Source organism: Mesorhizobium sp. M7D.F.Ca.US.005.01.1.1, from assembly GCF_003952545.1.
Classification (GTDB): domain Bacteria; phylum Pseudomonadota; class Alphaproteobacteria; order Rhizobiales; family Rhizobiaceae; genus Mesorhizobium; species Mesorhizobium loti.
Genome location: NZ_CP034453.1, coordinates 473682 through 495815, shown reverse-complemented (window position 1 = coordinate 495815; position 22134 = coordinate 473682). Strand labels below are relative to the sequence as shown.

Sequence of the window (22134 nt, the reverse complement as noted above, 5' to 3'; positions counted from 1 at the left end):
CTAGCCGCCCTGCATGGGCGAGAGGATTTCGATCCGGTCGCCGTCGCTCAACTGGAACTCCGCGCGGTTGGCTTTGTGCACGAGGTCGCTGTTGACGGCGGTGGCGAGCCAATCGCCCTCATAGTCGAGCGCGGCAAGCAACTCGGCCAGCGTGGTGGCGGCAATCTCACGCGCCTCGCCGTTGACCATCAGTTTCATGAGCATGCTCCTTGGTTCTGTCTTGACTGAAAACCAGGTCGGCAGCCTGGCGCGCCATGGCGGGGGCGAGGAGAAAACCGTGACGATAAAGACCGTTGATCGCGATGATCTCACCGTCTGTTTCGACGCGTGGCAAATTGTCGGGAAATGCCGGACGGACACCCACACCGGTTTCAACGATCTCGGCCTCACCAAAGGCCGGATGGAGGGCATGGGCGGCGCCCAGCAGCTCCATCATGGAACGCGCCGTCACCGGTCCGGCGCTCTGGCTTTCAATCATCGTCGCTCCGATCATGAAACGGTGATCGGTGCGCGGCACGGCATAAAGCGGAAAGCGTGGATGAAGCAAACGGACCGGCCGCGACAGCGAGACATCAGGCGTGCGAAGGATCAGCATTTCGCCGCGAACACCGCGCAGCCTGTCATCGGCCGCTGCCATTCCCATGCAGTCTATCTGACGGGCGAATCCCGAAACAGGCCGGGCGTCGCAGCCGAAGTGGAATTTGACACCCATGGTCGCAAGCTTGTCATGAAGTGCCGCCATCGCCGGGCGTGGGTCGAGGTGAGCCTCGTCGGGGAAGAGCAATCCACGCCGGAAGCGGCCGGCGAGGTCGGGTTCCAGGAGCGCAATTTCGTTTTCATCGACGCGCCGATGCCCTGACGTGCGACTGGCGAACCGGTCAAGCTCACCGGCATCACGCGGCGCGGCCACGACCAATGTCCCGGCCCGTGTCACCTGACCCGACAGCACCGCATCCCACCAGTCGGCAGCATCGCGTCCGAGATCCAGCACCGGCTGCTCCGCGCTTTCGCGCTCGCACCATGGCGCCAGCATGCCGCCGGCGAACCACGACGCGTTGCCACCAAGGCCATGCCGCATCTCGGCGACGGTGACCGTCGCGCCGCGGGCGGCGAGTTCGAAAGCGACGGTGAGGCCGGCAACGCCGGCCCCTTTGACGAGCACCCTCATGATGGTTTGGGAGCCTCTGGCACGACCGGTACGCCAGTCTCGTCCGCCTGCATGTAGAGATCGCCGCCCTCCCGGTATTTTGCCGCCATTGCCGCCATGCCTTCCTTCTGGGCCTCGGCACGGATGTCGTGGGAAATGCGCATGGAGCAGAATTTCGGCCCGCACATCGAACAAAAATGTGCCAGCTTGTGCGCCTCCTTGGGCAAGGTCTGGTCGTGGAAGGACCGTGCGGTTTCGGGGTCGAGCGACAGGTTGAACTGGTCCTCCCAGCGGAACTCGAAGCGCGCGCGCGAAAGGGCATCATCCCTGGTTTTCGCTGCCGGATGGCCCTTCGCCAGATCGGCTGCATGGGCGGCTATCTTGTAGGTGATCACGCCAATCTTGACGTCGTTGCGGTCGGGAAGGCCGAGATGCTCTTTCGGCGTGACGTAGCAAAGCATTGCGGTGCCGAACCAGCCTATCATGGCGGCACCTATCCCTGAGGTGATGTGGTCATAGCCCGGCGCGATGTCGGTCGTCAGCGGCCCCAACGTGTAGAACGGCGCCTCACCGCACACTGCGAGCTGCTTGTCCATGTTCTGCTTGATCTTGTGCATGGGGACATGGCCCGGGCCTTCGATCATCACCTGGCAGTCCTTTGCCCAGGCAATCTTGGTGAGTTCTCCAAGTGTTTCCAGTTCGGCGAATTGCGCCGCGTCGTTCGCATCGGCGATTGAACCGGGACGAAGGCCGTCGCCGAGCGAGAAGGAGACGTCATAGGCTCTGGCGATGTCGCAGATCTCCTCGAAATGCTCGTAGAGGAAGCTCTCCCGGTGATGGTGCAGGCACCATTTGGCCATGATCGAGCCGCCGCGCGAGACGATGCCCGTGACCCGGTCGACGGTCAGCGGGATGTAGTGCAGCCGCACGCCGGCGTGGATGGTGAAATAGTCGACGCCTTGCTCGGCCTGCTCGATCAGCGTGTCGCGGTAGACCTCCCAGTTCAGATCCTCGGCGATGCCGTTGACCTTTTCCAGCGCCTGATAGAGCGGCACCGTACCGATCGGCACCGGCGCATTGCGCACGATCCAGTCGCGGATGTTGTGGATGTTGCGGCCGGTCGACAGGTCCATCACCGTGTCCGCGCCCCAGCGGATAGCCCAGACCATTTTTTCGACCTCTTCGGCCATCGACGATGTGACAGCCGAGTTACCGATGTTGGCGTTGATCTTGACCAGAAAATTGCGACCGATGATCATCGGCTCGCTCTCGGGATGATTGATGTTGGCGGGAATGATTGCGCGCCCGCGCGCCACCTCGTCGCGCACGAATTCGGGTGTGACGAAATCTGGGATCGCCGCGCCGAAGGCTTCGCCGTCGCGTTGCAGCTTGCCGCGCATCACCTCGCGGCCGAGATTCTCGCGGATGGCTACGAACTCCATTTCTGGCGTGATGATGCCGGCGCGCGCATAGGCAAGTTGGGTCACCGCCTTGCCCTGCTTGGCCTTGAGCGGCCGATTGCGTATCGGAAATTCCGGTGTCAGGCGCTCGCCGGTGGCGAATCCATTGTCTTCCGGCCGGACGTGGCGGCCGTCATAGGCTTCGACATCGCCACGCGCCGTGACCCATTCGTGGCGAAGCCGGGCAAGGCCTTTTTCGATGCTGGTTTCGACTGATGGATCGGTGTAGGGGCCGGACGGATCGTAGACGGTGACGGGCGGTTCGCCGGCCGTCGGATGGACGGAAATCTCGCGCATCGGCACCCTGATCTGCGGGTAGAGGACGCCGGGCTTGTGGATTTTCCGCGAGGCGGGCAGTGGTCCCGTCGATACGGCGGGGGTGAGGGCATTCATCGTGAGGCTCCTTTGCTCATGCATTGGAGACCCAGTTCTGTGCCGGAAGGATGAAAAGACGCTTCTGTAGACCTGCTGCAACAGGACCTCGGGCGTAAACTCCCGCAAAGCGCTTGCACCGTCCCTACGCCAGTATGAACTGGATCAGGTTCAACGGGTCACTGCGCCGCGAAAGCCAGCAGTATCTCAGCCCCTTGCCGGGACTCCCCTGGTGAATGCCTTAGGTTGAACGGGCTGACGCTATCTTGTCAAGCGCATTCGGGCGCCTTCGGCCGGTGGCGACGACCGGCGGCCAGCCGGGCGGAGAGCTCGCGCATGCATCGGGGACAAGTCACGCCCCGTAGACCGGGGCTGAATGGCCAAAGCCTCATTCGCTTCGTGAAGGATGGAGAAACTGTATTGGCCATGTGCGCGTATCGACCAAGTAGCTCAGGCGGTCACGGATGTGGTTATTCTGGTCGAAGGTGACGAACGGCCTTGGGGGTCACCTCCTTTAGGATTCAGAGGTTGGAAGACGGCTTCTCGCGATCACGGCCATCAGGAAATACCTGTCTTCGGCTCAACCTCGACATGGCGTCCGATCGACCGCAGATATACAGCTATCTCGTTCATGAGATGATCGCGTTCGCCGTAGATTTCAGCAATCCTACGCAGCTGTGGCTCGACGGCCCTCCGTTGCGCTGGCGTGAAATCAGCATCGCCAAAGACGTATCCCAAGTTGCCAATCGCGCAAATTTTGCAGCCGGCGTCCACAACTGCTTGTACGAATGCCGGAATGTCTTTTTCTTGCATGGTCTTCATGTCGAACCTCTCGTGAATGGCGTGCTTGCGCCCCAATCTGCCTTTTCAGCGTGTCCTCTGGGCGGCGCAAGCCCTGAGCGTGACTGTGCACGGGCAACCTCGACTATCCCATCTGCCACGCTCTTTAGAATCGGTGGGGTCTGGTGATCGCAGGCTGGGCCACTCAAAAGCCTGCAAGAAGAAAGTCATGGCGACCATTGCTCAAGATCGCAAGGGTGCGTGCAAGACCTTCCGTTGGCAGTCATGCACGCTCGCTCAGAGATAGTCCGGCCGCGGAAATTCTCCCTTATTCGTAAGAAAGCTCATTGAGCAACTGGGCATTGAGCAACTGGGTCTCACGTCACGGGTCTCGTGTGCTTCACAGCCGAAAAATAGCCGCCGTGGCAATTCTCGAAAAGTGCAGGCTACCTCGTTAAGGACACTGCGGATGATCGTTCGCGCTTGGCAAAAGCGAACGGATTAGTCTATGGCTCTCGGCAGGGGGGCGAGTTATGCGGCGGGTGCGAATCCTTCAAGTAGGCGATATTCACTATCCGGACTGGCATCCTTCCTCTAGCAACATCGATGCCAAGGATAGCAAGTTCGCTCCGAAAATAACGCAGAAGCTACGCGCGTCTTCGCTGCGTGCCGTCTTGACGAAACTTCGGCGGCTGACGACTTCGAAGCCCTTGGATTCGATCGCCTTCATGGGGGATTTCACGAGCCGTGGCGACAAGACCTTCATTGCTTCGGCATTCCAGCATTTCACGTTGCTCTGCCGCGCACAGGGACGCAGTTCAAAGGCGCTTCCGTTGATATTCGTACCGGGAAATCACGATGTGAACCGTGATGACGCGCGCGAACTTGGACCGACTGAGAAATTCAGCGAAATGGCGAGTTTAGCCGCCCGCTTGGGTTGGCAGACCGTTCCCGTGGACCAACCCGTGCACTTCAGACTTCCGACAGGATCCGCAGGCGCAAACTTCATCCTCGTCAACACAGCGATAGGCAGTTGGGAGCTTCAAAACCTTCCCGCGTTCCTTCGTGATCGTCTCGAGGCACTCAGTCCTTCTACAGAGCCTCTAGATCTCGGCTCGCCGGACATCTCGGGACATTCGCCCGCGACACCTCCCAGCGATCCAGACAAGGAGGCGTCCGACGACGAGTATTACGGTCAGATGGACACGCCATACATCTCGCGTGAGATGCTTGCAGGCCTACAGGAATTGCTCCAGCAGCCCGACATGCGTTACGGCATCATAATCGGCCATCACAATCTGCTGCCACAAAAGACTCCGCGCATTACGCCATACGCGGAGATGCTCAACAGCGGATTTGTCAGAACTCAGCTGCTGCAGGGCAACAAGCCTATCGTCTACCTGCATGGACACATACATGCTGATCCGGTCGAGATCGTCAACGATCCAAGGTTTCCGGACGGCAAATTGATCTGCATCTCAGCACCAGAGATACAGTCAGGTTTCAATGAGCTCGTCTTCTTCACGACCGATCAGGGAGAGCTCGTCGGCATCCGACTTATACCCTACCGCACCAATGTCGCCGACGGGACGGTCATGGAAGGCGAACATTGCTTTATTTCGACCATGTCCAACGGCAAGGCCTTTCTGAACAACGACACGTTTGACCTGCTGCGCCGACTGCGCGACCATGCCACCAGGCGCGGGAATGGGTTACTCTTCTGGGACGAGATCACTGAGATTGCTGCCTCCGCCGAGCTCGGGCTAGATCTGGAAGACTCTCTTCTGATGCTCCAAGCGGCGCGCTTCATCGAGATAGACGGCCTCACCAAGGCAAACTCGGCTTGGCGCATTAAGGTAAGGGACGAATAGCGATGGAGAATCCGTTCGGCCCCAACAGGATCGAGTACGAAAGCCGCCCGATACTGTGGTTCAGTCAGAAGTCGGCGTTGATTTCTGCCGCCGCCAAGCCGGTCTTCGTCGCAGGGACGAGAGGCAGCGGCAAGACCAGCATTCTTCGCTCGCTTTCCACAGTCCATATTCTTGAAGACAAAAGTCTCTCGGACCAAGTCGGCAAGCTCGCTTGGTATGGCGTCTTCTTCCAGCTCAATGAGACATTCTCGCCCCTAATCGACAACGCCGTTCTGAACCTCATTCCGGAGCGGATACGCTTCGACACGGCCGCCGTGATCCCGCGGCAATTCGTAATCTTCTCTCACTATCTGGAGCTGAAGATAGTCGAACGCCTGCTCGAGAGCATCGGCCAGCTCAGACGCGACGGCCACTTGAAATACCGGGCCTCCGAAGATAGGGACGTCGCCCTGGCACTGCATCGCGAAGTGCTGCACTTCATACCCCAACCTGCCCGTCTCGACTTCTTCAGCATCGATGAGCTGCGGGGTGGGATAACCCGGTACGTCGACGAATGCTTCAACGCGTTCTTCTTTGCCGCCGATGCCGGAGCGACCGGCTTCAGAGCAACAGACCCTGGCGCGATCATTAACAAGGTCGCGACCGCGATCACTCCACTTTTAAATGGCCCATCTTTCGCCGGTGACAGGGCGCCCTTCTTCAAGATACTGATTGACGACTGTGAAGCACTGACACCGCTCCAACAGCAGTTCCTGAACACCTTGGTGAGAAAGACGCGCGGCAACGTGAAATGGGTCCTCGCCTACATCGGCGGCCTCTACGACACGATCCGGACGATCATACCCGGCCAGTCGCTCTCGAATGCTGACCGGGACGTCGAGAATCTTGATTCAGTCGATCCGAGGGAGTTCGCCACGCTGTGCGAGAACGTGTCGTCGCTTCGGCTGTACTATGCGCTTCCTGACCATCTGCGGAGTGATCTCGAGCGCAACGATGCGCTCAGCGCGTTTTCGCTCAAAAACCGGCTGGGGCGGCTTTCCGTCAATGACATCATCGAGCGGGTTATCATATCGGGTCATTCCGAGGGCAGAGAAGAGCTTGTGGCACTTGCTGATGCAGCACGTGAATTCCTCTCCGTGAATTTGAGGACGGCGGATCAGCAGCAATTCCTTCTTGATCGAAAAGCGCGCCCTTATGCCGAAGGGCTGGCGCTCGCGCTCATGAACCCGGAAATTAAGCGCCGGCCCATGAGCAAGGCGGATGCTTCAAATCTGAAGAGGTCGATCGCCCGGAAACAGGGATGGGCTTTTCTGAAAGCGTGCCAGATGCTGCGTCTGCATGACTACCCGTACGTAGGGCACCAGATCATCACATCATTGAGCGACGTCTGTATACGCGATTTCCTTGATATAATGGGAGAGATCTTCCGCCGCAGTGTTCCGAGTTCCAGTGATCCACGAAAACTGGTGGAATTCATCAACTCGGATTTACAGATTCATCTCGAACAGCAGAGACAGGCTGTGAACGCCGCCTCTCAACGGAAGCTTGATGGACTTCAGGCGCTTTCACATCCGTACGAAGAAGAGAGCGTGCGCATGGTGCGGGCGTTGGGTTACCTGACCGCTCGCCTCCAGACAGAGTTTGCCGAAGAAAATGCTCTAGGAACGACAGAGAGAGGCATTTTCAGGGTTGATCTAAAGGAAATGCGCTCGCTGGTGAACCGACTGGAGCAACCCAGCGGAAAACTGGACGAGGTCCTGCGTCGGGCGGAAAGGGATGGGTTTATCCGGGAGGTCTCCGCCGCCGGCAACTTTGAGGTGGACCGCGCCGACCCCGCATCGAAGGAGATGATGATCAGATTGCATCGGCGATTTGCACCTTACTTCGGGTTCTCCTATCGCGGCCCGTACGAAATCAACACAATCCCTGCGGCGCGGATGGTCGACCTGCTTTTTACCAGGCATCGGCTCCCAGAAGACTGGGCCGACTCGGTGTTTAAGGAGCTCGTCGCGCGGCCCGCACTCAAGACCGAATTCCAGCACTCGCTTTTCGAGAGCGATCTCGAATGACCGCTTCAACTGTCGAGTATCGAGTCTTCGGCCATCTGGCCGTCACCGAGAAGGCGAGAGATGCAGGTACCTGCGAAACGATGGAGGCAGATATCGCGATCGTCGCGCTTGGATGGGAAACGCGTTTCGCCGCGTTCGAAAACCATCTTGACCTGAAGGTCGGCAAGATCGTGGTTCTGGACTTTGCTCTGAAGGAAGCGAACGTCCCAGCCGTCGAAGAAAACCGGCGAAAGCTCATCGCTATGGGTACCCGATGGGGCGTCGAAGTGACTGTGATCACCCTCGAGCCTTCCATCGAGTATCAGAAGAACATCAATCTCCTCGATCACCTGCTCACTCAGATGGCCGCTTCATGTGGCTCATACGAAGGAAGCCTGCGGAAGGTTTTCGTCGAGTGCTCGACGATGCCGCGAATCTACATCCAATGGCTGATTGCGGTGGCATTCAAGAAAATGTCGATTCAGTCTCTCGAATTCGGGTACGCCGAAGGTATCTACGGGAACGCGATCGGCAAAGAGGATTTTTCCAGCGGCTTGGACCGATACGTCACCGTCCCTCATCTTCAAGGCAGCGGAGGAATGGGCGAAGAGAAAGTCCTGCTCGTGGGGATCGGAGGAGATGCCGACGTATTCTACGGATTGATCGATATCGTCAGTCCGGAACGGATCTCGCTCCTCGTCCCAAGAAGCGACAAGAATGCGCATATCGATGCTTTGCTCGATCAACAGGTGGCCAAGGTACGTGAAACCCACCGGCTCGAAGATGGCGAAGTTCGCGACATCCAGGCTTTCGGGCTGATGGCCCACCTCGATGCTTTCGAGACGTATCTCGACGGGTTCGGCTCGCGTGCGGTGGTGAACGTTTTTGTCAGCGGCCCGAAGGTTCAGGCCATCGCTGCTGCCGTGCTCGCCTGCTCCGACAGCCGCGTCCATCTCAAGGCAAGAATTCCCACCTCCTATGCCCATCGTGAAGTCTCAGCGAATGGGCGGTATCATATCTATAGGCTGATTGACCTGACATCCCCTGCCTGCAGCCTTCCCGGGACGTTCTGACACTATCTTGCATTCGAGTAGCATCATGGTCCCAGTAGCCGTTCCGCCAAGCCTTCAGCGCATGTTCGTGTCGCCCGATCCGGTCGATGGGGGGCTAATTCCCACTTGGAAGCTGCTCTACATCAGATCAGGGGGGAATGCAGACTGGCAGAATTCCGTCTAATTAGCGACTAGCTAAAACATATACTCAGGCGAGACTGTTCAGCATAGAAATAGTGAGTCGGCCGTGAACTATCCGCAAGCCATTGATCTGGCCTGTTGATTGAGGCGGATAGCGGCTTTGGAATTGCAGGATTAGCGGTATTTGGACGCTGTTTTCCTGCAATTCGGTTTTGCGATTCCCTTGTGGCGCGGAGCGTGATTCACTCGGTTCGGCGGCGGCGAATCGAGGGGACAGCGAATGTCCAGGCCACGCGAGAAGCGCGAGACGGGAGAGCAGGACCTGTTCCGCTCCCGGCTCGACCAAATCATCAACATGAAGCACGAGCTGGTGCGGCTGGCGCAGGCGATCGACTGGCCGGTGCTGGAGGAGCGTTTCGGCGCCGTCTATTCGGACGGCCCCGGCATGCCGCCGCTGCCGACCCGGCTGATGGCGGGGCTGGCGATCCTCAAGCACACCTTCAACCTGTCGGATGAGGTGCTGTGCGAGCGCTGGGTGGAGAACCCTTATTTCCAGTATCTCACCGGCGAGACGTTCTTTTGCCATACGCTGCCGTTCGACCGCTCCTCGATGACGCGTTGGCGCAGCCGTATGGGCGAGGAGCGGATTATGGTGCTGTTGCAGGAGAGCCTCAGCCTCGCGGTCAAGACCGGGGCGATGAAACCGGCCGACACGCGCCAGGTGATCGTCGACACCACCGTGCAGCCGAAGAACGTCATGTTCCCGACCGACGCCAAGCTCATCCATCGGGCACGCGAACGGCTGGTGCGGCTGGCCAAGAGGACGGGTCTCCATTTGCGCCAGAGTTATGTGCGGGTCGGCAAGCTGGCGCTGATCAGCCACCAGCGCTATGCCCACGCCAAGCAGTTCAAGCGGGCCAACAAGGCGCTACGCAAGCTCAAGACCTATCTCGGCCGGACCATTCGCGACATTGGTCGCCAGATCGCCGGCGATCAGGGGCTGGACGCTGTTCAAATGGCCGCTCTACCAGGCCGCCACCGTTCTCGAGCAACGCCAGCGCCAGCGCGGCCGCAAGATCTACAGCCTGCACGCACACGAGGTGGAATGCATCGGCAAGGGCAAGGCGCATGCGCCCTACGAGTTCGGGGTGAAGGTGTCGGTGGCCACCACGCTGAAGCGCTCCAGGGGCGGCCAGTTCGCCCTGCATGCAAAAGCACTGCCCGGCAATCCCTATGACGGCCACACGCTGGCAAGCGTCATCCCCGACATGGAAAAGACCATCGGCAACGAGATCGGCCGCATCCTCGCCGACGCCGGCTATCGCGGCCACAACGCACCGCAGAGCCACAAGCTCAGGGTCTTCACCGCGGGCCAGAAACGCCGCGTCACCCCAGCCATCAAGCGCCAGATGCGACGGCGGTCGGCGGTCGAGCCCGTCATCGGCCACATCAAGAGCGAACACAGAATGGGCCGCAACTACCTCGCCGGCCAGCAGGGCGACACCCTCAACGCCATCCTGGCCGCCGCCGGCTACAACTTCTCCCTCCTGCTCAGGTGGCTGAAGGGGTTTTTGTCGCTCTTGATTGCCCTGCTTCAAATCCGGCCGAAGCCGGTCGCCGCTTAGGGCTCGGATTGTTCACGGTCGACTAGTGAGCACTCTCCAATATGTTAGGCTCTGTCGCAGTAGCGCAACAAGCTCAGTCTTTGGATGGGTGGTATGAGGATGAGACGACTGAATGTGTACAGGCTCAGTCTTTTTATCGAGGCTCTCGTTTTTGTCGTAAGCGCGTTCGGTGCGACGTGGCTTACCAGCTTTGTGAACGCGCCATGGTGGACATATGTGATTATAGCGGCCATCGCTATGGGCATGTTCGTCGCCGTGCGTGGGGTCCTTTCTGAGCCGCAACGTATGGGACTCTTGGCACACAACTCGGCAGCGACCTCTGCGTGAACCCAGACGCCTTGAAAATGTGCCCGATGCGTCCGGATTTTTGGCGGTGATCTTCATCAAATGCGATGAGCTGCAATTTCTGGCGACGGCCACGCTAAGGGCGGGCCTCCAGCACCATGTTGAACGGTGTCTCCGCGGCGCGACGCAATCGCTTGAAGCCGCCGCCGGTCACAACCTTGCGCAGCCTCGCCTCACCGGCCTGGGCTCCAAGCGCGAGCCCGACTTCCTGCGACACGGATGCGGGCGTGCACACGAAAGTGGAAGCGGCATAGTAAACGCGGCCGACGGGATTGAGGTTCGCCGCCAGATGATCATGCGCGAACGGCTCGACGATCATCCACGTGCCGTCCGGCTTGAGCGATCCGTGGACATGGGTGGCGGCGCCCGTCGGGTCGCCCATGTCGTGAAGGCAATCGAAGAATGTGACGAGGTCATAGGTTCCGGGATAGCTCTTGGCGGCCGCCACGTCGAACCGCGTGTTAACGCCGACGCCGGCTACCTCGGCCGCCTTGCGGGCGCGCTCAATCGAAGGGGCATGATAGTCGAAGCCGACGAAGCGCGAATTGGGGAAGGCCTGTGCCATGAGCACGGTCGATGCACCATGACCGCATCCAACATCCGCGACGTCCACGCCGCGTTCGAGCTTCTCGACGACGCCCTCCAAGGCCGGCAGCCAGGAGTCGATCAGATTGGCATTGTAGCCTGGACGGAAGAACCGTTCCGTACCGCGAAACAGACACGCGCTATGATCGTGCCACCCGACGCCCTTGCCGGACTGGAATGCCTGCCTCACCTTTTCTTCATCGAGCCACAGCGCGGACAGGAACTCGAATGCGCCTGCCATGAAGGCCGGGCTGTCTTCATCAGCGAACACCAGCTCTTGCTCGGCGTTGAGATAGAATTTGTCGCTCGCTTCATCGTAGTCGACGTAACCCGCCGCCGCCTGCCCGGAAAGCCATTCCCTTACGAGGCGTTCCTGGGTGCCGGTGCGTGTCGAAAGTTCGGCGGCCGTCATCTTGCCGCCTTCGCGCAATGCCTTGAACAGGCCGAGTCTGTCCCCCAGCAGGACTCCCGCGCCCGTTGCGATCGCACCGAGATCGCCGACCATTTTCCCCAAGAATGCGTCCAACTTTTCCTGATTCGCTTCAGACATCTGAATCTCCCTTTGGGTTCAATCTCTCCAGGCGACGGAGCCGTGCTCGTCATGAGGCGCCTTGAGCATCAGATGCTCGAAGACATGCAGATATCCCCGGCGGCTCATTCCGCGCTGCCGATCCTGCACCAGACCATATGGGTGACGACCGGCGCGGTGGTCGGGAATGACAGCCACCTCCATGCCGTTGAAAAGCAGGAAATCCGTCACTTTGCCCTCGTCGGTAACCGGCGGAGCCGGAGTGGTCGTCACCAGGGCAAGCCCTGTTGCAGCAGGTATCCTTGGGCAGCCTGTCAGAACATCGATGACTCCGGTTGTGGTGCCGGGGTGGGCGATCAGGGGCCAAGTGATTGTTCCGCGGCGGCTGTATGTTGTGGTAAGGTGATCATGCGAACTCTTGTTGGTCGGTCACGTGTTTTGCGGATGACCCGCATGTACTGTGCCAAATGAGAAAACCATTCAAACGCAATCCAGTAGATCTGACTGTATCCGACATTGTCGGAATTTGGACATCGCCGAACGCGAAGCGCTCGGGGCTTGTGACGATACTTGAGCGTGCTGCTTCGGAGGAGGGATGAGCCTCGAACCGGCCGCGAGGCCTTTTTCTGGCAACGGATATTCCGGCCGGGTTAGGCCGCGAGGAAAGCGACGGTGAATAAGAGGTAGAGGACCAACCGTTTTGAGCGGGTAGTTGCCGTGTTGCGCCCCCAGGCAAAGGCCAGCACCACGGAGCAGTATTTCTGGTGGCGATACTACAACGCCTTTTAGTGCCGGTTACCCGTTTTTACCCAGTTGGCCTGGTGCATTCAGAGCGAGCTCGTTGGAAACCGCTTATTGTGGCTATGAGCGAACTCGGGATGGAGGAGTGGACCCAAAAATTGGCAAAATGCCCCAGGGAGGATTACATGGGTCGCTCATTCCCCGTACTCGTTACAGGTGCGCGTCGCTTCGCAAACAGCTTGCTTTTGACTTGGCGTTTTTTGCCGTCTCGGCATCGCTCACTAATTCGGCCGCTGCCGACACCGTGAACTGGCGTCAATTCGAAGGGACCAGCATAACTTGGGCCTACGACATCCACCCCTATGCGGATGCTCTCGCTGCGCAATTTCCGGAGTTCGAGAAGCTGACCCGGCATCAAGGTCACGCCGGAACTCTACCCAGACGATTCTTACTGGAACAAGATGACGATCCAACTGACGACGAAGTCGCCAGCATGGGATGTGTTCGGCACTGGCATTCAGCCCGCGTAGGACCTCGCTCCGAGTGGCGCCCTGGAGCCGCTGGACAAATACCTGAGCGATTGGAAGCTTACCGATGCTGGATACGACTACATTACGTGGACATGATCAAGAAGTGCGCGGCTCCTTCCTTCGCGTCCGGCCGCAGCGCGATGACGATCGACTCAAATATGTTCGGCTTCTGGAACGATGTTGCGGGGAAGCCGGCATCCGGCAAGATCGCCTTCGCTCCGCCGCTGCACGCACCGAGCGCCACGAGCTTGGAGTCTGACATCTGGATCTGGGCTCTCGCCATGAACGCGGCTTCCGAAAAGAAGGGCACGGCCTGGCTGTTCATCCCGTGGGCCACCTCCAAGCAGGTGGCGCTCAAGGGTGCCCTTGCTGGCCAGCTCGTCAATCCGCCGCGCACGTCGACCTGGCAGACGACACCTGGACTAAGTACGCTTCGCAGCCCGAGTTCAACAACTTCGTTGACAGCTTCAAAAAGATACAGGACCAAGCCGCGCTGGCTTTCACACCGCGTGTCGGCTTCGGCGAAGCCATGAACGCATGGGCCGTGGCGATGCAGAAGATGGTAAACGGCGATGACGTCGAGACGACGTTGAGGGCGCTTGCCGAAGAAATCCGCACTGGCCTCTGATCAAAAGGAACAGGGCAGTACTATTGCACTGCCCTGTTCCCGCCAACGGCGGAGATCACGCCGTGTCACCCCAAGCACTTAAACCCAGCGTGCCGATGGCAGCCGAAGGACCTGGCGCGCGCGCCTCGTCCGGTTCGGCTTCGCTGGAGGGGCGTTCCATCGACTGTTTCAGCCTTGCAATCATCCAGGCGCTGGCCAAAAGCCAGATGGAGCGCCGGCTCAGGAACCGGCGCAAAAACTCGAGCCTGCCGGCGCTGATCGAGCTGGTGCTGGCGCGGCCGCTGGTGTCGGCAGGTCTGGTCGCGGCCGAGCTGAAAATTAGCCAGCGCGCTGCGCTCGGGCTGGTGCCGAACTCGGCATCCGTGAGGTGACCGGCAGGGGGCGCTACCGGGCGTGGGACCCCGTTTAGCTGCGGCGGGCTTTGGCGAAAGCGACAGCACTGATGATTTTTGCTGTACGCTCATTCTCCCTCATCTGCGCGTTGACAGAAAACCAGCAGGCGAGGGTCACAGCACGCTGTGCTCCCCGCGATTTCCGGAAAACCAATGAAAAACGACTTTGATCGATCGCGCGGGACGTATCATTCAACCATGTCGAGAACGGGCGTGACGGCACGTACACTATGGACCGAGAGAACTTTGTCTGGCGACTTTGCGCACGCTTGCAAAACTCTTCGGAAAACTTCCTTCTGTTGATCCAATGATCGTAATGAGCTGGAGTGGCATCGCCGCTCTCCTCGGTTCTTGCTCTCTCAGTTGAACTTGATGCTAGCCTGCACGAAAACGCCGTAGCGCTTTGCCTTCCAATCGTCGGCCTGCGGGGAACCACGACCGCCCATTGCCTCTTCGAAATGAGCGGTGCCGTTATTCGCCACGGCCGCAACACCGCCTCGAGCTGGACGCCATGCCCATCGCCGTCTTCGGGAATTAGCTTGATCTTGGGCGCATGTGGTGCTGCTCTTTGCCGTCGAGCCGCGTGAAGAGGAACGCCACGTCACCAGAAAGGCTGAGTCGCTCGGTGAGTTGCGTCTGCCCGGCCAAGCCGAGTCGCAGCGAATGCCAATCGTTGTCCTGGCTGAGAGGTTGACGTAGGTGGGACGGTTGGCACACAGGTTCCCCAGTTGGTCGCCTGCTGCGTGCAACCGAAAGCATCGTAGCTCTCGTGCCAGAAATTGTTGCCAACAAAAGCACCGATGCGGTAGCGCGGTGAGTTCAAGAAATTATATCCAAGATCGGCGGTGAAATAGCTGACGCCGCCCCCGCGCTGATCACTGAATGTGTTTGAGTAGCCCCCCATTTCCGTAAGAAGTCCTCGTCATGAGAAAATCCTCCCTGATGCCGCCCGCACCGAGGAGGCCTTTACGAAAATGCCAGTCGGATTGTGGACTCGAATGCGCGTCTAGATCGTCATAGGTGAGCCGCGAGACCAGTGACGTACCTTTATGATTGTAAAGTTCCTTCGATGCGTTGCCGGTACTGGCCAGTAACGTAGTCCACCCTCGAAGGAAAAGACTGAGGCCGCCGACCCGGCTACCGACGCCGACTCGCAATCACCGGCACTCGACGGCGGTTCGGAACTTCTCGGTGCCGCAGCGCCGGCCAAGCCGGACGGGCCCGGTGAAAAATTCGTCGTCGAGGGCAAGGCGCCCGCTGCTGCGCCCGGCCGCGCCGACGATTTTTCTTGGCCGCCAAGGCGGCAGCCTGCGGCCGGGGCCACAACCGAAACGACCACGGCGATCAGTCCGTAAGCTGCCCGGGGCAGCGGAAGGGCGGAAAGCGCCTTCAGGTGGCCGCACAAGTAGGGTCTCGAGACGGACTCAGCGCGGCAGCACGCTCGATCCCATCAGCGCCTCATCGATGGCGCGCGCCGCCTGGCGGCCCTCGCGGATCGCCCAGACGACCAGCGACTGGCCGCGCCGCACGTCGCCCGCCGCATAGAGCTTTTCGACGCTGGTCCTGTAGTCCCGGTCATTGGCCTCGACATTCTTCGAGCGGCGGCTGTCAATGGCGATCTTCATCTGGCCGGCCAGTTCCGACACCGGCCCGCGAGCGGCTGGCCCGGCAAAGCCGATGGCGATGAACGCGAGATCGGCGCGGATGACGAATTCGGTGCCGGCGATCGGCTTGCGCTTTTCGTCGACTTCGCAGCATTTGACCCCGGTCAGCTGGCCGTTTTCGCCGATGAATTCAAGCGTCGCCACCTGGAATTCGCGCTCGGCGCCTTCGGCCTGCGAGGATGACGTGCGCATCTTGGTCGCCCAGTATGGCCAGACCGACAGCTTGTCTTCCTTTTCCGGCGGCTGCGGCCGGATGTCGAGCTGGGTGACGCGCACCGCGCCCTGGCGGAAGGCGGTGCCGACGCAGTCGGAGGCAGTGTCGCCGCCGCCGACGACGACGACATGCTGGCCGCCGGCGAGGATCGGATGCGACGGCCACGCCACCGACTGGATCGGTTCGCCGCCGACACGCCTGTTCTGCTGCACCAGATAGGGCATCGCGTCATGCACGCCGCCGAGATCGTCGCCGGGAATGCCGGCCGCGCGCGGCGTTTCGGAACCGCCGCAATAAAGCACGGCGTCATGTTCGGCGAGCAGCTCGGCAACCGGCTTGTCGACGCCGACATTGACGCCGCAATGGAAGGTGACGCCCTCGCCCTGCATCTGCTCGATGCGCCGGTCGATATAGTGCTTCTCGATCTTGAAGTCGGGAATGCCGTAACGCATCAACCCGCCGGGCCGGCTCTCGCGCTCATAGACATGGACGTCGTGGCCGGCGCGGCCGAGCTGCTGGGCAGCCGACATGCCGGCCGGGCCGGAGCCGATGACGGCGACGCGCTTGCCGGTCTTCTTCTCCGGCGGATAGGGCCTGATATGGCCGGTCTCGTAAGCCTTGTCGGCGATCGCCTGCTCGACCGTCTTGATGGCGACGGGGATGTCCTCGAGGTTCAGCGTGCAGGCTTCCTCGCAAGGTGCGGGGCAGATGCGGCCGGTGAACTCCGGGAAATTGTTGGTCGAATGCAGGTTGCGGATCGCATTGTCCCAGTCGCCATTGTAGACGAGGTCGTTCCAGTCCGGGATCTGGTTGTGGATCGGGCAGCCCGTCGGCCCATGGCAGAACGGAATGCCGCAATCCATGCAGCGCGCGGCCTGTTTCTCGACCTCTTTGTCGGACATCGGCAGCGTGAATTCGCGGAAATGCCGGATGCGGTCGGAGGCCGGCTGGTACTTGTGCACCTGCCGGTCGATTTCGAGAAAGCCTGTTACCTTGCCCATAGTCCAGTTCCTGCTGTCCAGATGGTGCGCCTGGCGACGCCCTGCAGCTGGATCAGATGGGGCATCCCGTCCACACATGGGCCGCACCAAGTTGCCCAAAATTCGACTATGTACACTTGCCGGGCTCAAAGCTCGTGAGGGGCTCGCCATGCAGCCAGTTCTCGACTCTAATCGAAGGAGCCGGGGACTCCATCTGCAATACCACGTTGCGGTCCAAAGCTATTTCCAAAGGTTTCTGCACGAGCTGGTTTCCTCTCAGAGACGGCACACGGGTTCAGGGAGGAGCGCATCGCTCGTCTTGCCCCATTGAGTGCAGTCACAGTCACTCAGTCTCAAAAGCCATGCCAACGCGCTCAGCGCGCAGTTAGCGCCCATTGCTTCGAAAAACCTCGTCAGTGCCCAGATGTTGGTTGTAATGAACCTGACATTTGTCTGACGCTGTCAGCTTTTGGACACGCGATCACGCGCTTCGTGCCGCCAGATGGCCAGGCCGAGCCCTGTGTTGCCAGCGGTCGCTTCGATGATTGTACCGCCCCGCGCGTGCCACGCTGTTCGGCATTAACGATCATCGACAACGCAATGCGATCCTTGATCGATCCGCCGGGATTCTGGCTTTCGATCTTGACGAAGCGACGACACCTGCCGGTATCGAATCTCTTCAGTTCGACGACCGGCGTCTCCCCAATCAGATCGAGCACTGACAAATGGCGGACGCAGGCGAGAGGACGCCTTTGTCGACGGTCGGCGGAACATCTCGAGGCTCATGCGGCTGCGGTCTCCAGAATGTCGGCATAGTGCCGTTGCGCAATATCGGGATGCGAGCGCAGTCGGCTCTTCAGCAGTTGCGGAACAGGGGATTGTCGGGGTCGCTGGCGGGGCACCCGCTTCGGCAGCCAGTTCAGGCGGCAGGTCAAGAAACCGTATGTCGGCATCAAGCCGCGCGCCGAAGAAGAAGGGAATAGAAACAGTGCCCTTCGAAAGACCCAGGGCGACGGAAATCATTGCATCGGGCGAGTTCATGCGCCTGAAGCAGCGCTGGCTGCAACTGCTTCATAGCGACAGGCGGGCGGAGACTCTAGCGGGGCTTTCGCCGCTTGGTTGATTGAGGCTCTCGACGAAGCCACTAAGATTCGGCGGCCGATAATAGCTTGCTGCTCATTGGGACGCCGACCAACGCCGGGATTGAGAAAGGCAACCCTGCCCCACAAGGCGGGTGTCACACGTGCGGTGCGTCCGCTCGTCGCGCCGGATGGTCTTTGAGACCTGGGTTCACGGCTATTCAGATGCACCCCTGTCGGCTTTTCGGTGCAGGCCGCCAGGCGGCGTGTTGCAGCAGCGGTAATTAGTTTGAGAGCGTGCGAGCACGGGCTGCATAGTGAGATCATTTGCCGGCGTGGGGACCAAGGTGTGGCGCAGCCTTAGAGAACTCAACACCGAGACCGGAGCAACGGAGACGGCTCTTTCGTCGAGACAGTTTAATTGGAAGGCCGAGAAGCACCGGCTGGGTAGCGTCACGCCGCATCATTCTTTGCGGAGCTGGAGCGCGCGGGATCGCTGGAGCGGCTGGTGAAAGCGGTTGCCGGGGCGCACGCCAACAACAACACGTGAGCTGGCGCCTCGTGTGGCAAAAGGAGGGGGCGAGAGCCCATGGCCTGCAATGAAGCGATCAAGCATTGCGATCGTGGAACCAAGCTGCCTAGTCGACCATCCGGACCGCGGCCTTCAAGCCAGCTCGCCTTGGAATCGGCCTTCCAGGAATCACCGTCAAGGCCGACTCACGACCTTTTCGCCATGAGCCGCGAAGAGGGCATTCCGCCGGAAGCCGATGGCTGCCTTCTCTCGTTCATCGACGGCTATGTGGTGAGCGGCCATGTGCCGGTCGGCACGGTCAACAAGCTCTTGACCGAGCGGCCCGACATCAAAGGGCATGACGCTGCCCGGCATGCCGATGGGCTCCCCCGGCATGAGTGGCACGAAGGAAGCGCCCTTCGAGATTCTCGAAATCCGAAAGTCTGACGCGACCGGCGGCATCTACGCCACGGAATAGGAGGCTTCGATGATGGAATGCATGAGCGGCATGATGATGTTCGGCACGGGCCTGGTGTGGCTGCTTGTCGTCGTCGTGCTCGTCCTCGGGACGGCCGCGCTGATCAAATACCTGTTCTCCAGCGGCGGCAAAGGAGAAGGGCGTCGGTCCTCTTATCGATGCGTGGCCGCGGCAGGCCTCGGATTGGTCTGGACATTGCCTTGGCTCGCCAACCGGATGGCCGCGCCCCGGCCGCGGCGATAGCGCTAGGCAAGACGGTTTTAGCCAGGCGAAGGTCAGCGCGATTGGAAAGCCCGCTGCCTTCGGGACGCATGCCGGCGCCGGGACCGGCCGCGGTCGTCGGCGGCGGCTACCAGAGCGACATGCCGGGCTTCGGGAATGTCCTCACCGACGAGGAGATCCGGGCCGTTCTGGCCTTCATCAAAAGCACATGGCCCGAGCGGGAACGCGCCTATCAGGCAGATGAGCCGCCGGGAGCGGGAGCAGACACAGTGAGACCAATCCTAGCCGCGGAGCCCTCGAACGCCCCCAACCGGAATGCATTGTCCATGAAAGCGAAACCGTCGCTTGCGATTCAATTTCTGGCGCTGATCCTCGGGACCTCCGCGCTGGCCCACCATCCGGGCGCCGATCTCGACAAGATGAGGGACAGCGCGGAGAGGTTCTTCCAGGCGATCGACGAGCAGGCCGCGCCGCCTTTCGAACTGGCCGACGCGGACGGAAGGGCCGTCCGCCTTCCGATCTCTCCGACAAGATCGTGGTGCTCTACTTCATGACGAGGTAACCTTGGAAGAAGAAGGCGACGGCCACTGGCGGCAGGATGGCAAGCACGCTGGCCGCAAAAAGCGGCCCATACTCATAGAAGCGGGCCGGTTCTGTCGCAAATCGTGCTTTTGGCCACAACTGGACGCTTTCGCGCGCTTATGGACCAGCTCACATGACAGGGCTCGACGTGCCCCGGGGTGGCGCCCTACTTCCACGCTCGCACTGTCACACTCCCGCCGAAAGGCGGGTTTAGTGAGTTATGGCAGTGACTGTGCCACCAGTCCAAACGTCGAGTTTCGCGGCAACTTCGACGCTTTCCTTAGCTGACTTGCCCAAAACCAGCGCGGCCAAAGCATACTGCTTGCCGCTCCCGATGGCATAATATTCACCTTTCACGGGATCACTTGGCAGCCAATTGCCGTCCAACAATACGGCTTCCCCATTTTTGCGCACTATCAGCGCCTCAAATTCAAAATTGTCGTCGTTGCGCGGCACAGGAATATCAGAAACATCCATGCCCTTCTCAACCCAGTCTCGAACGGCCTTTGGAATACCCAAGGACGAAGAGGAAACGCCGATGAGTGTGCCGTCGCATAAGCGAAACACCTTCGTTTTCTCACCGACGGATACTGAGTCAAAACCCAAGGCTCGGCCGTCGCCAGCCATGGTTCCGTTCCTGTAAGCTATTGTTGTCATTGGCACCCTTCTATCGCTGCATCAAACTTCAGGACCTTGCGCATGTCCCCTGTGTCAAGGTCACTGACCGACGGCCTATTTGCCTGATACACGATACAGGCTGCGCTCCTTGAGTTCGCGCACGGGTGGCCGTCATCTTGCCGCCTTCGCGCAATGCCTTGAACAGGCCGAGTCTGTCCCCCAGCGGGAATGACAACCACCTCCATGTCGTTGAAACGCAGGAAATCCGTCACTTTGCCTCGTCGGTAACGGGCGGAGCCGGAGCGGTCGTCACCGGGCAAGCGCGGTCGCAGTAGGTATCCTGGGCAGCCCGTCAGACATGGATGGCTTCGGTTGTGTCATGCGACTTCTTGTTGGTCGGTCACGTGTTTCCGGATAACCAGCATGCGCTGTGCCAAATGAGAAAACCATTTAAAGTCAATCCAGCAGATCTGACTGTATTCCGACATTGTCGGAAATTGGACATCGCCGAACGCGGGCGCTCGGGGCTTGTGATGATACTTGGGCGTGCTGCTTCGGAGGAGGGATGCGCCTCGTACCGGCCGCGAAGCCTTCCTGCATTTAAGGCGCCAGATCAATTGAACGCGATGCCGGGCAGCGTCGCAGCGGCTAAGCCAGCCACTCGCATTGCTCCCTGACAGGATGGTGCCGATCCTGCTGAGATCGCATGCTGGCGCGACGTTGCTTTGCGGCCACCGTCGCGCCTGCCCGTGAACTGTTCGCGCCTGTGCTCATGCTCGCCTTGACACCCTCGATGGGTCCATCCGGGATGGTCAACCATCCGGAACATAGCGGGCAGGCGGGCATCTTCACCAGCAGTCTCTGTGTCGCTCTCGTGGCGGCAAACAAGATCGAGGCTGGCGGGGTGATGATCAACGGTCCTCGAACCATCGATTTTGATCGCGGTGGCCGTTCAGTGCGTTCAAGCACGAGGCGCCGTTAGACGGCACCGCAGCATCATAGCGAAGTGCCATGCAGGACGACTCCCTGCAGCATCGTCTCGCGCAGCCAAACACTTGCCGGATCACTGTTGTGAACGGCCGGGCGTTTGACGGCCTGTGACGCGAAAAGGCAACGGAAGATCTAGCATTTATGGGGGAAATGTTTTTTCGGAGTGCTTGACCCGCAGGAAGGGCAGGGCATGACTGCCTATCGCCCGACCCGGCAAGGCCGCACTCATGACCGGCTGGGCTCGGTTAATCCTGCATGCCGCGCCCATGAGGTTACTTGTCCGGAGTGCGTCGAGCACAACGAGGAGATGTAGTTCACGATCTTTGAAAAGCGTGGTCAACCATCCAAAGTGTGGATGCCTTTCATCGAAACAAACGATTTCATCAATGTTCTGGAATCCTGCATGGGCAGAAGCACCTGATGGACACCGATGCCCCCACTGCCTCATGGCGTGGCGAGCGTCTTAAGAAACCGCCCGAAAGGAGATTTTTCATGCGCTCTACCGGGCAGTGGAGTGCTGGGAAAGGGAGTTGCAACTGACCGGCCATGT

15 protein-coding genes, 7 pseudogenes and 1 riboswitch are annotated in these 22134 nt (G+C 60.0%); of the genes and pseudogenes, 10 read left to right on the top strand and 12 right to left on the bottom strand.

What is annotated here, in order from left to right:
* The 4 genes from thiS to EJ076_RS02280 all read right to left on the bottom strand — a co-directional run bounded on the left by thiS (position 1) and on the right by EJ076_RS02280 (position 3801).
* A complete protein-coding gene (gene thiS, locus EJ076_RS02300) occupies positions 1–198 on the bottom strand; it encodes a sulfur carrier protein ThiS (protein WP_024504260.1) in 198 nt (65 codons plus the stop codon).
* The gene (gene thiO / locus EJ076_RS02295; protein ID WP_063169415.1) at positions 167–1168 is read right to left on the bottom strand and encodes a glycine oxidase ThiO; all 1002 of its coding nucleotides are present in this window, start codon (positions 1166–1168) and stop codon (positions 167–169) included. The genes thiS and thiO overlap by 32 nt, the downstream gene beginning before the upstream one ends.
* Entirely contained in the window at positions 1165–3000 is a 1836-nt protein-coding gene (thiC, locus tag EJ076_RS02290) for a phosphomethylpyrimidine synthase ThiC (RefSeq protein WP_063169414.1), read from the bottom strand. Before thiC ends, thiO begins: the two co-directional genes overlap by 4 nt.
* Positions 3001–3103: 103 nt before the next feature.
* A riboswitch (TPP riboswitch) is annotated at positions 3104–3220 on the bottom strand.
* Between the two features lie 317 nt (positions 3221–3537).
* Positions 3538–3801, bottom strand: coding sequence for a hypothetical protein (locus EJ076_RS02280; RefSeq protein WP_082826710.1), 264 nt, complete (start codon positions 3799–3801; stop codon positions 3538–3540).
* A gap of 491 nt (positions 3802–4292) precedes the next feature.
* On the opposite strand from EJ076_RS02280, the gene EJ076_RS02275 reads away from it, so the two are divergent.
* From EJ076_RS02275 to EJ076_RS02260, 4 genes and pseudogenes are all read left to right on the top strand, one after another.
* Positions 4293–5630, top strand: coding sequence for a metallophosphoesterase (locus tag EJ076_RS02275; protein WP_063169413.1), 1338 nt, complete (start codon positions 4293–4295; stop codon positions 5628–5630).
* A 2-nt stretch (positions 5631–5632) separates the two neighbouring features.
* The gene (locus tag EJ076_RS02270) at positions 5633–7699 is read left to right on the top strand and encodes a hypothetical protein (protein WP_063169412.1); all 2067 of its coding nucleotides are present in this window, start codon (positions 5633–5635) and stop codon (positions 7697–7699) included.
* Positions 7696–8751, top strand: a complete 1056-nt coding sequence (locus EJ076_RS02265) for a hypothetical protein (protein WP_063169411.1) — start codon at positions 7696–7698, stop codon at positions 8749–8751. Before EJ076_RS02270 ends, EJ076_RS02265 begins: the two co-directional genes overlap by 4 nt.
* A gap of 400 nt (positions 8752–9151) precedes the next feature.
* Positions 9152–10496 (top strand): annotated as a pseudogene (locus EJ076_RS02260) (IS5 family transposase).
* Between the two features lie 421 nt (positions 10497–10917).
* Here EJ076_RS02260 and EJ076_RS02255 read toward each other — a convergent pair.
* From EJ076_RS02255 to EJ076_RS35655, 3 genes and pseudogenes are all read right to left on the bottom strand, one after another.
* Positions 10918–11976 (bottom strand): class I SAM-dependent methyltransferase, encoded by a 1059-nt coding sequence (locus tag EJ076_RS02255; protein ID WP_024504268.1) that lies wholly within the window; start codon positions 11974–11976, stop codon positions 10918–10920.
* 57 nt (positions 11977–12033) lie between these two features.
* Positions 12034–12255 (bottom strand): annotated as a pseudogene (locus tag EJ076_RS02250) (insulinase family protein); the annotation flags it as partial.
* A gap of 1053 nt (positions 12256–13308) precedes the next feature.
* Positions 13309–13551 (bottom strand): hypothetical protein, encoded by a 243-nt coding sequence (locus EJ076_RS35655; protein ID WP_224571023.1) that lies wholly within the window; start codon positions 13549–13551, stop codon positions 13309–13311.
* 365 nt (positions 13552–13916) lie between these two features.
* Here EJ076_RS35655 and EJ076_RS36105 point away from each other — a divergent pair, with 365 nt between their 5' ends.
* Positions 13917–14225: a helix-turn-helix domain-containing protein gene (locus tag EJ076_RS36105; protein WP_236473435.1), complete on the top strand. Its 309-nt coding sequence runs from the start codon at positions 13917–13919 to the stop codon at positions 14223–14225.
* 1181 nt (positions 14226–15406) lie between these two features.
* Positions 15407–15601: pseudogene (locus EJ076_RS35650) on the top strand (DUF459 domain-containing protein); the annotation flags it as partial.
* A gap of 69 nt (positions 15602–15670) precedes the next feature.
* Here EJ076_RS35650 and EJ076_RS02230 read toward each other — a convergent pair.
* From EJ076_RS02230 to EJ076_RS35645, 4 genes and pseudogenes are all read right to left on the bottom strand, one after another.
* On the bottom strand, positions 15671–17125 hold the full coding sequence (locus EJ076_RS02230; RefSeq protein WP_063169408.1) for a glutamate synthase subunit beta: 1455 nt from the start codon (positions 17123–17125) through the stop codon (positions 15671–15673).
* 41 nt (positions 17126–17166) lie between these two features.
* Positions 17167–17330: pseudogene (locus EJ076_RS02225) on the bottom strand (thioredoxin domain-containing protein); the annotation flags it as partial.
* Positions 17331–17608: 278 nt separating this feature from the next.
* Positions 17609–17878, bottom strand: a pseudogene (locus EJ076_RS02220) (pyridoxal-phosphate dependent enzyme); the annotation flags it as partial.
* Positions 17879–17886: 8 nt separating this feature from the next.
* Positions 17887–18091 (bottom strand): annotated as a pseudogene (locus EJ076_RS35645) (isopenicillin N synthase family oxygenase); the annotation flags it as partial.
* An 801-nt stretch (positions 18092–18892) separates the two neighbouring features.
* Between EJ076_RS35645 and EJ076_RS02210 the strand changes: the two are divergent.
* From EJ076_RS02210 to EJ076_RS36100, 3 genes and pseudogenes are all read left to right on the top strand, one after another.
* Positions 18893–19172, top strand: a pseudogene (locus tag EJ076_RS02210) (DUF411 domain-containing protein); the annotation flags it as partial.
* A gap of 21 nt (positions 19173–19193) precedes the next feature.
* Entirely contained in the window at positions 19194–19415 is a 222-nt protein-coding gene (locus EJ076_RS35640) for a hypothetical protein (RefSeq protein ID WP_245462946.1), read from the top strand.
* A gap of 41 nt (positions 19416–19456) precedes the next feature.
* Positions 19457–19948 (top strand): cytochrome c, encoded by a 492-nt coding sequence (locus tag EJ076_RS36100; RefSeq protein WP_244514239.1) that lies wholly within the window; start codon positions 19457–19459, stop codon positions 19946–19948.
* 238 nt (positions 19949–20186) lie between these two features.
* Here EJ076_RS36100 and EJ076_RS02195 read toward each other — a convergent pair whose 3' ends face one another.
* The gene (locus tag EJ076_RS02195) at positions 20187–20603 is read right to left on the bottom strand and encodes a hypothetical protein (RefSeq protein ID WP_063169404.1); all 417 of its coding nucleotides are present in this window, start codon (positions 20601–20603) and stop codon (positions 20187–20189) included.
* Between the two features lie 697 nt (positions 20604–21300).
* On the opposite strand from EJ076_RS02195, the gene EJ076_RS02190 reads away from it, so the two are divergent.
* A complete protein-coding gene (locus EJ076_RS02190; RefSeq protein WP_063169403.1) occupies positions 21301–21576 on the top strand; it encodes a hypothetical protein in 276 nt (91 codons plus the stop codon).
* The last annotated feature ends 558 nt before the right edge of the window (positions 21577–22134 follow it).